Origin of the sequence: Pseudomonas sp. 478 (assembly GCF_003254125.1) — a bacterium.
GTDB lineage: Bacteria > Pseudomonadota > Gammaproteobacteria > Pseudomonadales > Pseudomonadaceae > Aquipseudomonas.
Genome location: NZ_QKZG01000008.1, coordinates 300,358 through 314,990, shown reverse-complemented (window position 1 = coordinate 314,990; position 14,633 = coordinate 300,358). Strand labels below are relative to the sequence as shown.

General features: G+C 59.2%; 11 protein-coding genes. 3 read left to right on the top strand and 8 right to left on the bottom strand.

Annotated elements, in window-relative coordinates; all coding sequences use genetic code 11:
- Nucleotides 1-203: 203 nt before the first annotated feature.
- Nucleotides 204-2,795: a glycosyltransferase gene (locus DFS28_RS18930; protein WP_111451021.1), complete on the bottom strand. Its 2,592-nt coding sequence runs from the start codon at nucleotides 2,793-2,795 to the stop codon at nucleotides 204-206.
- Nucleotides 2,796-3,083: 288 nt separating this feature from the next.
- Here DFS28_RS18930 and tcdA point away from each other — a divergent pair, with 288 nt between their 5' ends.
- A complete protein-coding gene (gene tcdA / locus DFS28_RS18925) occupies nucleotides 3,084-3,896 on the top strand; it encodes a tRNA cyclic N6-threonylcarbamoyladenosine(37) synthase TcdA (RefSeq protein ID WP_371918014.1) in 813 nt (270 codons plus the stop codon).
- Between the two features lie 105 nt (nucleotides 3,897-4,001).
- Here the strand turns inward: tcdA and DFS28_RS18920 are convergent, their stop codons facing one another.
- The 7 genes from DFS28_RS18920 to map form a co-directional block, all read right to left on the bottom strand.
- The gene (locus DFS28_RS18920) at nucleotides 4,002-4,406 is read right to left on the bottom strand and encodes a SufE family protein (RefSeq protein ID WP_111451020.1); all 405 of its coding nucleotides are present in this window, start codon (nucleotides 4,404-4,406) and stop codon (nucleotides 4,002-4,004) included.
- On the bottom strand, nucleotides 4,403-5,608 hold the full coding sequence (locus DFS28_RS18915; protein WP_111451019.1) for an aminotransferase class V-fold PLP-dependent enzyme: 1,206 nt from the start codon (nucleotides 5,606-5,608) through the stop codon (nucleotides 4,403-4,405). Before DFS28_RS18915 ends, DFS28_RS18920 begins: the two co-directional genes overlap by 4 nt.
- A 141-nt stretch (nucleotides 5,609-5,749) precedes the next feature.
- Nucleotides 5,750-6,784, bottom strand: coding sequence for a 2,3,4,5-tetrahydropyridine-2,6-dicarboxylate N-succinyltransferase (gene dapD, locus DFS28_RS18910; protein ID WP_111451018.1), 1,035 nt, complete (start codon nucleotides 6,782-6,784; stop codon nucleotides 5,750-5,752).
- A 33-nt stretch (nucleotides 6,785-6,817) separates the two neighbouring features.
- Nucleotides 6,818-7,180 (bottom strand): ArsC family reductase, encoded by a 363-nt coding sequence (locus DFS28_RS18905; protein WP_134101773.1) that lies wholly within the window; start codon nucleotides 7,178-7,180, stop codon nucleotides 6,818-6,820.
- A 344-nt stretch (nucleotides 7,181-7,524) separates the two neighbouring features.
- Entirely contained in the window at nucleotides 7,525-8,724 is a 1,200-nt protein-coding gene (gene dapC / locus DFS28_RS18900) for a succinyldiaminopimelate transaminase (RefSeq protein ID WP_111451016.1), read from the bottom strand.
- A gap of 175 nt (nucleotides 8,725-8,899) precedes the next feature.
- Nucleotides 8,900-11,602, bottom strand: a complete 2,703-nt coding sequence (locus tag DFS28_RS18895; protein WP_111451015.1) for a [protein-PII] uridylyltransferase — start codon at nucleotides 11,600-11,602, stop codon at nucleotides 8,900-8,902.
- Nucleotides 11,603-11,647: 45 nt separating this feature from the next.
- On the bottom strand, nucleotides 11,648-12,430 hold the full coding sequence (map, locus tag DFS28_RS18890) for a type I methionyl aminopeptidase (RefSeq protein ID WP_008146676.1): 783 nt from the start codon (nucleotides 12,428-12,430) through the stop codon (nucleotides 11,648-11,650).
- Between the two features lie 373 nt (nucleotides 12,431-12,803).
- Between map and rpsB the strand changes: the two genes are divergently transcribed.
- Nucleotides 12,804-13,541 carry a 30S ribosomal protein S2 gene (rpsB, locus tag DFS28_RS18885; RefSeq protein ID WP_003219330.1) on the top strand — a complete coding sequence of 246 codons (738 nt, stop codon included), beginning with the start codon at nucleotides 12,804-12,806 and terminating at the stop codon, nucleotides 13,539-13,541.
- Nucleotides 13,542-13,733: 192 nt separating this feature from the next.
- Nucleotides 13,734-14,597 (top strand): translation elongation factor Ts, encoded by an 864-nt coding sequence (gene tsf, locus DFS28_RS18880; protein WP_111451014.1) that lies wholly within the window; start codon nucleotides 13,734-13,736, stop codon nucleotides 14,595-14,597.
- Nucleotides 14,598-14,633 lie beyond the last annotated feature (36 nt).

Here is a 14,633-nt window from a genome sequence, read left to right as displayed (position 1 = left end):
ATGAAATATGGGCGCGGGCTAAATGTGGGAGCGGGCTTGCTCGCGAAGGGGCCATCACTGACGCCAAAAGCTTCGCGAGCAAGCCCGCTCCCACAGGTATGGCGTTCGGCCGTTGATACGTGCCCGGCCAAGCCCTGCAAAATGGCGGTTATCTTAAAGCAAAACGGCGGCCATTGGCCGCCGTTTAGTGCATCTGGAACGATTTAGACCGCCGGAGCCGTCTCGCCCTCGACCGCCGGTTTCGGCAGCGAAGACAAGAACGCCATGATCAGCGCCGCCAGGTACGGCAGCGACTGCACGAGCAACATGGTCACCCAGAAGCGCATGTCGTTGCTCGGCATGCCGTTCACCACGAAAATCCCCAGCGCCGCGCTCCACAACAGCAGCATGATGAACATTTCTTCGCGAGCTTCCGAAATCGCCACCCAGAAGCCGTGGTTATCGGCGTTTTTCGGGGTGCGGAAGAACGGAATGCTGCTGGTGAAGAAACCGTACAGCACCGCTTTGGCGATGGTGTGCGACAACGCCAGACCGGCCAGTGCCGCGCAGAATGCATCCTTCAGGTTGACCCCGACCGCACGGCGGTACAGGAAGATGATCTTGCCAACCTTGAACACGAACAGTGCCAATGGCGGGATCGCGAAAATCAACAACGGTGGATCGACCCGTTGCGGCACGATGATCATCGCCGCCGACCACAACAGGGCGCCCACGGTGAAGAAGATGTTCATGCCATCCGCCACCCACGGCAACCAGCCCGCGAGGAAGTGGTAACGCTGGCCACGGGTCAGCTCAGTGTCCTTGCCGCGCAGCAAACTGGCGGTGTGACGCTTGATGATCTGAATCGCACCGTAAGCCCAGCGGAAACGCTGTTTCTTGAAGTCGATAAAGGTATCGGGCATCAGGCCTTTGCCGTAGCTGGTGTGGTAATACGCCGCTGACAAGCCTTTCTCGAACACGCGCAAACCCAACTCGGCGTCTTCACAGATGCACCAGTCGGCCCAGCCCAGTTCCTCGAGCACCGAGCGCCGGGTCATGGTCATGGTGCCGTGCTGAATGATCGCGTCACGGTCGTTACGGGTAACCATGCCGATGTGGAAGAAGCCTTTGTATTCCGCGTAGCAGAGCTTCTTGAAGGTGCTTTCGTTCTGGTCGCGGTAATCCTGTGGCGACTGCACCACGGCGATTTTCGGGTCGGCGAAGTGCGGCACCATGTGCTTGAGCCAATTCGGGTCGACGCAGTAGTCCGAGTCGATCACCGCAATGACTTCGGCATCCTTGGCGGTGTGCGGAATCAGGTAATTCAGCGCGCCACCCTTGAAGCCGGCCAATGGCGCGACGTGGAAGAACTTGAAGCGCGGGCCGAGGGTTTCGCAATAATCGCGCACCGGTTCCCAGACCGCCGGGTCCTTGGTGTTGTTGTCGATGATCAGGACTTCGAAGTCCGGATAGTCGAGGTTGGCCAGGGCGTTGAGGGTCTGTTTGACCATCTCCGGTGGCTCGTTGTAGCAAGGTACGTGAATCGAGACTTTCGGTCGGTAGTCCGAATCGCCCACCACCGGCAGGAATTCACGCCGGCGTTTGTGGGTCCAGACCGCTTCCGCCAGCTCATGCGCCTCGGTCAGCAACACGATAAACACCCCGAGTGCGCCGAGGGCAAGCAAGAAGCCCACCGTCAGGCTGAACCAGGTGCTGTATTGCTGACTGTAGTCGTAACCGATCCATACCAGCACCGAACCGCAGAGGAACGCGATGAAGGTCAGGAAGGTGCGGCCACGTTGACGCAAGGCCGAGCCGTCGATCATCAGCAGGGTCAGGGACAGCAGAGCCAACACCACCGAACCGATGGCCAGCACGCGCCATTGCGGGATCGCGACGACCGGGCCTTCAAAGTTGAATTTCTGCTGGCGCGCGGCGTTGAAAACGCCCCAGTAAGCGCCCACGGAACCTTCGTCACTGGCCTTCCACGGTTGGTCAAAGGCTTCGATCACGAAGTAGTTGAAGCCCTGGCGATTGAGCTTGTTGACCAAGGTCCGCAGATAAATCGCCTGGTCTGCCGGCGACGCGTCGGCGCCACCGCGCATACGGCCGTTGCTCGGCCAGCCGACTTCCGACAGCAGCAGCGGTTTTTTCGGGAACATCTTTTTCAGGTCACGGGCCCGGTCGAGTACGAACTGCCCGGACTGTTCCATCGGAACATGTTCCCAGTACGGCAGGATGTGGGCGGCGATCAGGTCGACGTGCTTGGCCAGGCTCGGGTTTTCTTCCCAGACGTGCCATTGCTCGGAGGTCGTCACCGGTACTTTCACTGCCGCGCGGACGCGATCAAGGATCACGCTCAGTTCGGCGGCGGTAATTTCCTTACGGAAGATCGCCTCGTTACCCACTACCACGCGAACCACGCTGCGGGAGGTATTGGCCAGGTCGATGGCGCGCAGGATTTCACGCTCGTTGCGCTCACGGTCCGGGCTGATCCAGATACCCAGCGTTACGCGCAGACCGAATTCTTCGGCGAGCCTGGGAATATCACCCAGGCTGCCATCGACCGAGTAAGTACGGATGTTGTCCGTCAGCTTGCTCATGATCTCCAGATCGCGACGCATTTCATCGTCGGTCGGGTATTGCTCTTTTTGTGGGTACTGCCCTTGCTGGAACGGCGAGTACGAAAAGCCGGAGATCTGTTCAGGCCAGTTGGGGGCGGTGACCGGGCGATTGATCAGCGCCCAGAAGCCGGTAAACAAGGCTGCGATGGCGAGCACCACGACCAGGTTGAGTCCAAATTTACGCGATGACATAGCTATTTCAGGTTCCAGGGGCTGCTGAACGAAGGAACGGTCGGCGGCCGATTGCCAAGAGGCTGGGGGCGCGCATCCTACACCGGGCGTTCACTGACCGTACAGCGGACAGGGAAATGCCGGACGTTGGGCACTCCAACTCGGTTTAAGTTCTTCAGTTGGACCTTGTAGGTTAAATCTTGGTTCTGTGTAGGCTGATTAAAGAGGTAAAGACGCCCGTTCATAGCCCAAAGATGCTCTTGGCCGCTGACGGCCCTATAATGCGCGCCGGTTTTTGGGGTAATGGTCATGAGTACAGAAGATCCGCGGTTTGCAGGCATCGCCCGTTTGTATGGCATCGACGGCCTGGAGCGTTTGCGCGCGGCCCACGTGGCGATCGTCGGCGTCGGTGGCGTCGGTTCCTGGGCGGCGGAAGCCGTCGCCCGTTGTGGCGTGGGCGAGATTTCGCTGTTTGACCTGGACGACGTCTGCGTCAGCAACGCCAACCGTCAGTTGCACGCGCTGGACAGCACCGTCGGCAAACCCAAGGTTGACGTGATGGCCGAGCGCCTGCGCGGGATCAACCCGGACTGCACCGTGCACGCGGTGGCGGACTTCGTCACCCGCGAGACCATGGCCGAATACATCACGCCGAACATCGACTGCGTCATTGATTGCATCGACAGCGTGAATGCCAAGGCGGCGCTGATTGCCTGGTGCAAGCGCCGCAAGATCCAGATCATCACCACCGGCGGTGCGGGCGGACAGATTGATCCGACGTTGATTCAGGTGTGCGATTTGAACCGGACCTTCAATGATCCGTTGGCTTCGAAAGTGCGCTCGACCTTGCGCCGGGATTACAACTTCTCACGCACCGTGACCCGCCATTACAGCGTGCCGTGCGTGTTTTCCACCGAACAACTGCGCTACCCGAAACCGGATGGCAGCATTTGCTTGCAGAAGAGTTTTGTCGGTGATGGTGTAAAGCTCGACTGCGCCGGAGGGTTTGGTGCGGTGATGATGGTGACGGCGACGTTTGGCATGGTCGCGGCGACCAAGGCTGTGGATAAGATTGTGGCCGGGGTGCGGCGACCGGCGGATCGGGTCAAGCCTGAGGTTTAAGTTGTTGCTGATGGCGCCTTCGCGAGCAAGCCCGCTCCCACATTCGACCGAGTTCTCTCAGGGGAACACAATTAAATGTGGGAGCGGGCTTGCTCGCGAAGGCGATTAACCAGCCAACTCATTCATCCGCTGGAGCACGGCATTGAGACCATTGCTGCGTGAAGGGGAGAGCTGACGACTCAGTCCAAGCTGATTAAACCAATCCGGCAAATCCACCTGCTGCAACTCAACCGCCGACAACCCGTTCACCCGCGCCAGCAACAACGCCACCAACCCGCGAATCAATCGTGCATCGCTGCTCGCGGCAAACTGCCAGTGACCGTCATCCAGCGCACCCACCAACCACACCTGGCTTTCACAGCCGTGCACCCGGTTGGCTTCGACTTTATCGACATCGCTCAAAGCAGGAAGACGGTCGCCCCATTGCATCAACAGCCGCGCCCGTTGTTCCCAACCGGCAGCATTCTGAAAAACCTCCAGCGCCGCAACCGCATCGGCAGGCAAGTTCATCGCAACAACTCCAGCGCCTGATCCAGCGCTTCAAAGAACCGTTCCAAATCTTCGGAATCGTTGTACAGCGCCAACGACACCCGAATCGCCCCGGCCAATTCAAAGCTTTTCAGCAACGGCATGGCGCAGTGATGACCGGCGCGCACCGCAATCCCTTGTTCGGTCAGCAAATGCGCCAAATCAGAGTTATGCACACCCTCGACGACAAAACTGGCCAGCGCCAGTTGCGGCTTGCCCAGCAACCGAATGCCGCTGCGCGCTTCAAGGCCTTTGAGCAAATAGTCATGCAACGCTGCTTCATGGGCGCAAACCGCGTCCTGATCGAGCCCCGCAAGATAATCCAGCGTCGCCCCCAGACCAATCACACCGGCAATCGGCGGCGTACCCGCCTCAAAACCCAGCGGCGCCGGGCGGAACCGTGCGCTGTGGTAATCCGCATCCAGCACCATTTCGCCGCCGAATTGCCAGTGGCGCAGTTGCTCAAGCGCTTCATTGCGACCGAACAGCACGCCCAGTCCATCGGGGCCGTAGAGCTTGTGGCTGGAAAACACATAGAAGTCGCAACCCAGCCCCTGCACGTCGTGCCGGCCATGCACCACGCCTTGGGCGCCATCGACCACGGTCAGCGCGTTATGCGCCTTGGCCATCGACAAGAGGGCGGGCAACGGCTGCCAGGCGCCGAGCACGTTGGACAGCTGACTGACCGCCAGCAAGCGGGTTCGCGGACCGATCAACTGCGTGGCAGCATCAAGGTCGATCAAACCGTCGGCGTCCAGTGGCAGGATCACCAGCTTCAGGTCGCGACGGTGGGCCAGTTGCTGCCATGGCAACAGGTTGGCGTGATGCTCCAGGGCGCTGATGACAACTTCATCGCCCGGATTGAAAAGATGTTCCAGGCCGTAAGCCAGGAGGTTCAGCGCAGATGTTGCGCCGTGGGTAAAGATGATCTGCCCGCAATCGCCGGCATTGAGCCAATGGGCGACTTTGCTGCGGCTGGCCTCGAACGCCTGGGTGGCGTGGGCGCCGGGCAGGTGTTGCGCCCGATGCACGTTAGCCGCGCCGTTGGCGTAGTAATGCGCCAGGGCATCCAGCAGGGCTTGAGGTTTTTGCGTGGTGGCGGCGTTGTCCAGATACGTCTGGTCTTGCCGTTGCAATGCGGCGATGGCCGGAAAATCGGCGCGCCAGGGAGAGGCAATCATCATGCTATCGAGCCCTGTTAAACATGGGCGGGTGTACGCCTGACCCTGTGGGAGCGAGCTTGCTCGCGAAGGCGTCCTTGAGGTCGCCAAAAGCTTCGCGAGCAAGCCCGCTCCCACAGTTGATCGGTTGGGTTGCTGCAACAATCAGTTGTGAGCGTGCAGCGCTTCGTTCAGTTCGATCGCCGATTTGTGGGTTTTGCATTCCACGGCACCGGTCTCCGAATTGCGACGGAACAGCAGGTCGGGTTGACCGGCCAGTTCACGGGCCTTCACAACTTTGACCAGTTTGTTGTTTTCGTCCAGCAGTGCCACTTTGGTACCCGCGGTCACGTACAGGCCCGACTCAACGGTGTTGCGATCGCCCAATGGAATGCCGATACCGGCGTTCGCGCCAATCAGGCAGCCTTCGCCAACCTTGATCACGATGTTGCCGCCGCCCGACAGGGTGCCCATGGTCGAGCAACCGCCGCCCAGGTCCGAACCCTTGCCGACGAATACGCCAGCGGAAACGCGGCCTTCGATCATGCCCGGGCCTTCGGTGCCAGCGTTGAAGTTGACGAAACCCTCGTGCATCACGGTGGTGCCTTCGCCGACGTAGGCGCCCAGACGAATACGTGCCGCGTCAGCGATACGCACGCCGGCCGGAACCACGTAGTCGGTCATTTTCGGGAACTTGTCCACCGAGAACACTTCCAGCAGCTCGCCACGCAGACGGGCTTCCAGTTGATGCTCGGCCAGTTCGGCCAGGTCGATTGCGCCCTGGCTGGTCCATGCCACGTTCGGCAGCAACGGGAATACACCCGCCAGGTTCAGGCCGTGCGGCTTGACCAGGCGATGGGACAGCAGGTGCAGCTTGAGGTAGGCCTCAGGGGTGGAGGTCAACTGAGCGTCTTCGGCCAGAATGGTCGCGACCAGCGGCTTGTGACTCTCGGCCAGACGGGTCAGCAAGGCAGCCTGGGCAGCGTCGACGCTTTTCAGGGCCTCAGCCAGTTGCGAGGCCTGAGCGGTAGTGAACGTGATGGCCTGATTGCCTTCGGTGTAGCCCAGAACCGGTGCGATGGTCGCGACGAGTTCGGCCGAAGGGTTGAGCAGCGGCTGAGCGTAAAACACTTCCAGCCATGCGCCTTGACGGTTTTGAGTGCCGACACCAAAGGCCAGGCTGAACAGGGTAGTGGACATGTTGATACCTCTAACAAAATGGAACGGGCTGCCTTACTTGAGCGCTGCCGCGTAGATATCTGGCTTGAAGCCAATCAGGGTTCGGTCACCGAGATCAAGCACCGGGCGCTTGATCATCGAGGGTTGTGCGAGCATCAGTTCGATGGCTTTCGGCTGGTCGAGATCGGTTTTGCGTTCGTCGTCGAGCTTGCGAAAGGTCGTGCCTGCACGGTTCAACACCACTTGCCAACCGTGCTCGTTGCACCATTGGGTCAGGTGTTCACGGTCGATTCCGACCGCTTTGTAATCATGGAAGTCATAGCTGACAGCGTGTTCATCGAGCCAGGTGCGCGCCTTTTTCATGGTGTCGCAGGCTTTGATGCCGAAAAGGTGCAACGTTTTGCTTGAAACGGTCAAGGAATTGCCCCCTTTGCAGGTGCTGAAAATAAAAGGTGACGGATTATGCCATGACCGGACGGTTTCGCGTCGGTCGTGGTCGGGTTTGTCTGTGGGTCATGGCGATCAGCTATTGCGTGCGACATTGGAGCAACGGCCCGCCCGCAGTCTAAGCGGCTAATGTGGCATTCAATGCTGTCGATTGTCTGGGAACCGCACTTTATGCAAATCGCCTGCATGGCCTTGCCGCAGTTGCTGCGCGGCATCGTCGGAGCCGTCTATAGACGCGGTCTTGAGGTGCGTCCGTTTGCCCACAGCCAATATAAGAGTGCCCGCACTGCGTTGCACAGTGCGGGCAGGGATATTTACTTGTTTCGGATAATAAATTCGCGAATTCTCTTGGCTGCTTCTACACATTCGGCCAGCGGCGCGACCAGTGCCAATCGCACGCGTCCGGCTCCCGGATTGAAGCCATCAACTTCGCGAGACAGATAAGATCCGGGCACCACGGTCACGTGTTCTTCAACGAACAGATCACGGCAGAACGCCTCATCATCGCCTTCAACATTCGGCCACAAATAGAAACCGCCGTCCGGACGCTGCACATCCATCACCGGGCTGAGGATTTCCAGCACCGCATCGTACTTCTCGCGATACAGCGCACGGTTGGCGCGCACGTGCACTTCGTCATCCCATGCAGCAACGCTGGCCAGTTGGGTCTGAACCGGCATCGCGCAGCCGTGGTAGGTGCGGTACAGCAGGAAGCCCTTGAGGATGTCGGCGTCACCGGCAACAAAACCGGAGCGCAGACCTGGCAGGTTGGAACGCTTGGACAGGCTATGGAACACCACGCAGCGCTTGAAGTCCTTGCGGCCCAGTTCCACGCAGGCGCTGAGCAGGCCGGCCGGCGGGGTTTGTTCGTCGAAGTACAGTTCGCTGTAGCACTCGTCGGCGGCGATCACGAAGTCGTATTCGTCGGCGAGGGCGATCAGTTTTTTCAGGGTTTCAACCGGGATCAATGCGCCGGTCGGGTTGCCTGGCGAGCACAGGAACAGGATCTGGCAGCGTTTCCAGATGTCTGGGGAAACCGCGTCGAAATCCGGGTTGAAGCCGTTTTCGTCCAGGCACGGCAGGTAATGCGGCTTGGCTCCGGCGAGGAACGCGGCGCCTTCGTAGATTTGATAGAACGGGTTTGGGCTGACCACCAGGGCATCGTCGCCACGATTGACCACGGTCTGGGTGAAGGCGAACAGCGCTTCACGAGTGCCGTTGACCGGCAGCACATTGCGCGCCGGGTCGAGCCAGCCGTGCGGAACGCTGAAACGACGTTCGCACCACGCGACGATGGCTTCACGCAGGGCCGGAATGCCGAGGGTGGTCGGGTACACGGCCATCTTATCCAGATTGCTTGCCAGGGCTTCGGCGACAAAGCTCGGCGAACGGTGTTTCGGCTCACCAATGGACAGCGCAATGGCGCGCTTGTCCGGGTTTGGCGTGACGCTGCCGAGCAGGGCGCGGAGCTTCTCGAACGGGTAGGGCTGCAACTGGTTCAGAGCGTTGTTCATGGGGGCCTCATCTAATGTGGGGGCGAGCCCGTGTGGCGAGGGGATTTATCCCCGTTCGGCTGCGAAGCAGTCGTAAACCTGCTTTAACTTTGAAATGCCGGGGCCGCTCCGCAGCCCAGCGGGGATAAATCCCCTCACCACATGGTTCGCTCCCACAGGGGGAAAATTTGTTAATTCAGATGCTGATGCGCGACAGTTTGATGTCGGGTTCGTTACTGACGGTCAGCTGTTCGACGATTGCATCCTGCAAGCGGCTGCACAGCAATGGGTCGGACAACGGCTGGTTGTTCGCGTCGGTGATGAAGAACACGTCTTCCACGCGCTCGCCCAAGGTGGCGATCTTGGCGTTCTGCAGCGACAAGTCGAACTCCAGGAAAATCGTGCCGATGCGTGCCAGCAGGCCCGGGCGATCGGGTGCGCTGAGCTCCAGCACCGTTACCGGTCGTTGGGCGTCGTTGTGGATCGTCACCTGTGGCGCAAACGCAAAATGCTTGAGCTGGCGCGGTACCCGACGCTGAATGATGGTCGGGTAGTCGTCCGGGTTGCGCAGGGCCTCGGTCAGGCCTTCGCGAATCTGTTTGACCCGCGCCGGGTTATCACCAATCGAGTCGCCGTCGGTGTCGAGCACGATGTAGGTGTCGAGGGTGAACTGGCTGCTGGAGGTGATGACCCGGGCGTCGTGAATGTTCAGGTTGAGCTGGTCCATCGCGGCCACGGTCACGGCGAAGAAGTCGTGCTGATCCGGCGCATAGATAAAGATCTGCGTGCCGCCTTCGAACTCGCGCTGGGTGGTTTCCTTGATCAGCACCAACGGCCCCCCGTCGGCCGGCTGCTGGAGGATCGCGTCGCTGTGCCAGGCCACGTCGCCGGCGGTGTGGCGCAGGAAGTAGTCATCACCCAATTGTGCCCACAATTGCTCGACATCGTCCGGATCGGTGCCGCCGCGTACCAGAATGTCCAGCGCTGCGCTCTGGGTCTGGCGAATCTGCTCTTCGCGGTCCACCGGGTTTTCCAGGCCGCGACGCAAGGCGCGCTTGGTCTCGGTGTAGAGCTGACGCAACAGGCTGGCGCGCCAGGAATTCCACAGCGTCGGGTTGGTGGCGTTGATGTCGGCGACCGTCAGCACGTACAGATAATCGAGGTGGGTTTCGTCGCCGACGATCTGCGCGAAATCGTGGATGACCTGCGGGTCGGACAAGTCCTTGCGCTGGGCGGTGGTGGACATCAGCAAGTGGTTCTGCACCAGCCAGACGATCAGGCGGCTGTCCCACACCGGCAATTGGTGGCGCTGGCAAAAGGCTTCGGCATCCACGGCGCCGATTTCCGAGTGATCGCCATGCCGGCCCTTGCCGATGTCGTGGTACAGGCCAGCCAGGTAGATCAGCTCGGGTTTGGGCAGCTTGCCCATGAGCTTGCTGGCCAGCGGGAATTTTTCCGACACCTGGGTGTACTGCAACTTACGCAGATGTTTGATCAGGTTCAGGGTGTGAGCATCGACCGTATAGATGTGAAACAGGTCGTGCTGCATCTGCCCGACGATGAAGCCGAACTCCGGCAAGTAGCGCCCGAGGATGCCGTAACGGTTCATCCGTCGCAGGTTTCGGTGGATGCCGATCTTGCACTTGAACAGCTCGATAAACAGGCTGGTATTGCGGATGTCGTTGCGGAAATCATCGTCGATCAGGTGACGGTTTTCTCGCAGCAGACGAATGGTGTCGGCGCGCACGCCTTTGATTTCCGGCTGCTGAGCCATCAGTACGAAGATTTCCAGCATGGCGAACGGTGTGCGGCGGAACACGTTGTCGTTGCGCGCCTCGATGTAACCGTCGTGCAGCTGGAAGCGCGAGTTGATCGGTTGCGGCGGTGCTTCGTCTTCCGGTGCGAGGATGACTTCCTCGAAGTGCTGGATGATCAGGTCGCTGAGCTGGGCAATGCTCATGACCACCCGGTAATACTGCTGCATGAAGTTTTCGATGGCTTGCTTGGCGTCATCGCCTTTGAAACCCAGCAGCCCGGCAATGGTGCGCTGGTGATCAAACAGCAAGCGGTCTTCGGAACGGCCGGCGAGCATGTGCAGGGCGTAACGAACCTTCCACAGGAATTCCTGGGAGGAGGCCAGCAGCGCGTTTTCGCTCTCGACCAGGAAACCTTCGCCGGCCAGGGCCCGCAGGTTCAGGGTGCCGTATTCACGACGGGCCACCCACAGAATTGTCTGAATATCCCGTAGGCCGCCGGGCGAGCCTTTGACGTTGGGTTCCAGGTTGTATTCGGTGTCGTTGTACTTGTGGTGACGGGCCTTCTGCTCGGCGCGTTTGGCCAGGAAGAAGTCCTTGCTCGGCCACATGTGCGCGGTGCTGGTGACGTCCAGCATGCGCTGGCGCAAGCGCTCGGGGCCGCAGATGGTACGGCTTTCCATCAGGTTGGTGACAACCGTCAGGTCGGCGCGGGCCTCTTGGACGCATTCGTCCACGGAGCGAACGCTCTGGCCCACTTCAAGGCCGATGTCCCACAACAGCGTCAGAAAACGCTCGATGGAATCTCGGAAAACTTCGTGATCGGCGCTGTCCAGCAGGATCAGCAAATCGATGTCGGAATAAGGGTGCAACTCCCCGCGACCGTAGCCGCCGACCGCGACCAGCGCGATGTCGGCGTCTTCGCTCCAATCGAACTGCTCCCAGGCCTTTTGCAGGATGTTATCGACGAACCAGGCGCGATCCTCGATCAACCGGCGAATGTCGCGGCCACTGCGAAAGCGCTCGTCGAGCACCTCGCGGGCCTGGCGAATTGCCTTCTTGAAGGCCGCGATCGGGCTTGCCTTCAGGGCCAGTTCAGCCTGGAACTGGCCACGGTCGAAGAGTTCGGGATCCACCTGCGGCATCGATTGGCTTTCCTGTCTATAAGGCTGAGGAGCTGCGCGCCCGGATCAGGCCGAAACGCGCGGGATGGTGTCGTCGGCGCGCAGGGTGAAGATCTCGTAACCGGTTTCGGTTACCAGAAGGGTGTGTTCCCACTGTGCCGACAGCTTGCGGTCCTTGGTGATTGCGGTCCAGCCGTCGCCCAAAACCTTGGTGTCGGCCTTGCCCTGGTTGATCATCGGCTCGATGGTGAACGTCATGCCGGCTTTCAGCTCCATGCCGGTGCCAGCGCGGCCGTAGTGCAGGATCTGCGGCTCTTCGTGAAATACCTTGCCGATGCCGTGACCGCAGAACTCGCGAACCACGGAAAAACCGTTCTTTTCAGCGTGCTTCTGGATCACTTCACCGATGTCGCCCAGGCGGCAGCCGGGTTTGACGATTTCGATGGCCTTGTACATGCATTCCTGGGTGACCTGCGACAGGCGCTCGGCCCAGACCGGCACGGTACCGACGTGGAACATGCGGCTGGTGTCGCCGTGGTAACCGTCCTTGATGACGGTGACGTCGATGTTCAGCGTGTCGCCATCTTTCAGCGGCTTCTCGTTCGGGATGCCGTGGCAGACCACATGGTTGATCGAGGTGCAGATCGACTTCGGGAAGCCCTTGTAGTTGAGCGGGGCAGGGATGGCTTTCTGCTCATTGACGATATAGTCGTGGCAGATGCGGTCCAGTTCTTCAGTGGTAATGCCCGGCTTGACATGTTCGGCAATCATTTCCAGCACATCGGCGGCCAGTTTACCGGCGATGCGCATTTTTGCGATGTCCTCTGGGGTTTTGAGGGTGACGGTCATACAGGCTCTCTCTGCGCTCGATGGCGCCTTCTAAAACGAAATGGGCGTTGCGCGATGGATCTTCGCGGCCCTTAAAAACGCGATTCTAACAGACGAGCAGCGCAAATCTGAGCCTCTGTGCATCGCTTCTCCTTATAGAATGGCGCATTCTTGGAGGATTCCAAGGGCTGGAACCAAAGTACGCGCCTGGATTTAACAATCCGGGTTCCGTTTTTTTCTGCCTTGTGATATAAAATGCGCCGCTTTCCGGGGATCCCCTGAAAAGCCTAAATCCACACACGTGTCGACACGATGACCTGGGTGCCTTCAGCTGATGCTGCTGGTTGGTCATTGGGATACGTGGAGGCCAAACCCGACTTATTAAGGAACTATCATGTCCCAAGTCAACATGCGCGATATGCTGAAGGCCGGTGTGCACTTCGGTCACCAGACCCGTTACTGGAACCCGAAAATGGGTAAGTACATTTTCGGCGCGCGTAACAAGATCCACATCATCAACCTTGAAAAAACCCTGCCAATGTTCAACGAAGCTCTGACTTTCGTAGAGCGTCTGGCCCAGGGCAAAAACAAGATTCTGTTCGTCGGCACCAAGCGTTCCGCTGGCAAGATCGTTGCTGAAGAAGCAGCACGTTGCGGTTCGCCGTACGTCGATCACCGCTGGTTGGGCGGCATGCTGACCAACTTCAAAACCATCCGTGCTTCCATCAAGCGTCTGCGTGACCTTGAAGTGCAAGCCGAAGACGGTACTTTCGCCAAGCTGACCAAGAAAGAAGCGCTGATGCGCACTCGCGATCTTGAGAAGCTCGATCGTTCCCTGGGTGGTATCAAGGACATGGGCGGTCTGCCAGACGCACTGTTCGTTATCGACGTTGATCACGAGCGCATCGCGATCACCGAAGCCAACAAGCTGGGCATCCCGGTTATCGGCGTAGTCGATACCAACAGCAGCCCGGAAGGCGTTGACTACATCATCCCAGGTAACGATGACGCAATCCGCGCTATCCAGCTGTACATGGGTTCGATGGCTGACGCTGTTATCCGCGGTCGCAACCACGTTGCTGGCGGCACCGAGCAGTTCGTTGAAGAAGCTCCGGTAGCAGCAGCTGAGTAATTGACGCCCAGGCGTTGACTCAGTAAGCAAAAAGGGGGCTTGGCCCCCTTTTTGCCACCTCGAAAACCGTTTGTCGGCAGCGCAGTTACAGCCTTTGTAACCTGCTGCAGCCAGCAAGGGTGGTTCGGGAAGAATTGATCGCCCGTTCGATCGGGTGGAATGGTTGAAAACCTATCCAAGAGGAATTTTGAAATGGCAGAGATTACTGCAGCGTTGGTCAAAGAACTGCGCGAGCGTACTGGCGAAGGCATGATGGACTGCAAAAAGGCCTTGACCAAGGCTGGCGGCGACATCGAAAAAGCCATTGATGACATGCGTGCTTCGGGCGCCATCAAGGCTGCCAAGAAAGCTGGCAACGTTGCCGCTGAAGGCGCGATCGCTCTGAAGGAAGACGGTAAAACCGCCGTTCTGCTGGAAGTGAACTCGCAGACCGACTTCCTGGCTCTGCAGGACGACTTCAAGGCATTTGTTGCTGGCAGCGTTGAAAAAGCGTTCGCTGACAAACTGACTGACGTCGCTCCGCTGATCGAAGCTCAAGAAGCTGATCGCCTGGTTCTGGTCGGCAAGGTTGGCGAAAACGTCAACATCCGTCGCCTGGCTCGCGTTGAAGGTGATGTTGTTGGTGGTTACCTGCACGGCAACAAGATCGGTGTTGCGGTTGTTCTCAAAGGCGGCACCGTTGAGCTGGCCAAAGACATCGCTATGCACGTAGCGGCCACCAACCCTGAATTCCTGCTGCCATCGGAAGTTTCCGCTGAAGCGGTCGAGCGCGAGAAAGGCGTGTTCCTGACCCTCAACGCTGACAAGATCGCTGGCAAGCCAGAAAACATCGTTGAAAACATGGTCAAAGGTCGTATCAGCAAGTTCCTGGCTGAAGCGAGCCTGGTTGAGCAGGCGTTCGTCAAGAACCCTGAAATCAAGGTTGGCGAACTGGCCAAGAAAGCCGGTGCTGAAATCGTTTCTTTCACCTACTTCAAAGTAGGCGAAGGCATCGAGAAGCCGGTCGACAACTTCGCTGAAGAAGTTGCTGCCCAGCTGGCTGCCGCCAAGCAATAAGACGGTTTTTTAACTGTCGCCCTGAAGAGGCTGCCC

What these genes read in the sequence shown, in the direction of transcription:
- DFS28_RS18930 (WP_111451021.1), bottom strand. Translation starts at nt 2,795, where the DNA reads ATGTCATCGCGTAAATTTGGACTCAACCTGGTCGTGGTGCTCGCCATC.
- tcdA (WP_371918014.1), top strand. Translation starts at nt 3,084, where the DNA reads ATGAGTACAGAAGATCCGCGGTTTGCAGGCATCGCCCGTTTGTATGGC.
- DFS28_RS18920 (WP_111451020.1), bottom strand. Translation starts at nt 4,406, where the DNA reads ATGAACTTGCCTGCCGATGCGGTTGCGGCGCTGGAGGTTTTTCAGAAT.
- DFS28_RS18915 (WP_111451019.1), bottom strand. Translation starts at nt 5,608, where the DNA reads ATGATGATTGCCTCTCCCTGGCGCGCCGATTTTCCGGCCATCGCCGCA.
- dapD (WP_111451018.1), bottom strand. Translation starts at nt 6,784, where the DNA reads ATGTCCACTACCCTGTTCAGCCTGGCCTTTGGTGTCGGCACTCAAAAC.
- dapC (WP_111451016.1), bottom strand. Translation starts at nt 8,724, where the DNA reads ATGAACAACGCTCTGAACCAGTTGCAGCCCTACCCGTTCGAGAAGCTC.
- DFS28_RS18895 (WP_111451015.1), bottom strand. Translation starts at nt 11,602, where the DNA reads ATGCCGCAGGTGGATCCCGAACTCTTCGACCGTGGCCAGTTCCAGGCT.
- map (WP_008146676.1), bottom strand. Translation starts at nt 12,430, where the DNA reads ATGACCGTCACCCTCAAAACCCCAGAGGACATCGCAAAAATGCGCATC.
- rpsB (WP_003219330.1), top strand. Translation starts at nt 12,804, where the DNA reads ATGTCCCAAGTCAACATGCGCGATATGCTGAAGGCCGGTGTGCACTTC.
- tsf (WP_111451014.1), top strand. Translation starts at nt 13,734, where the DNA reads ATGGCAGAGATTACTGCAGCGTTGGTCAAAGAACTGCGCGAGCGTACT.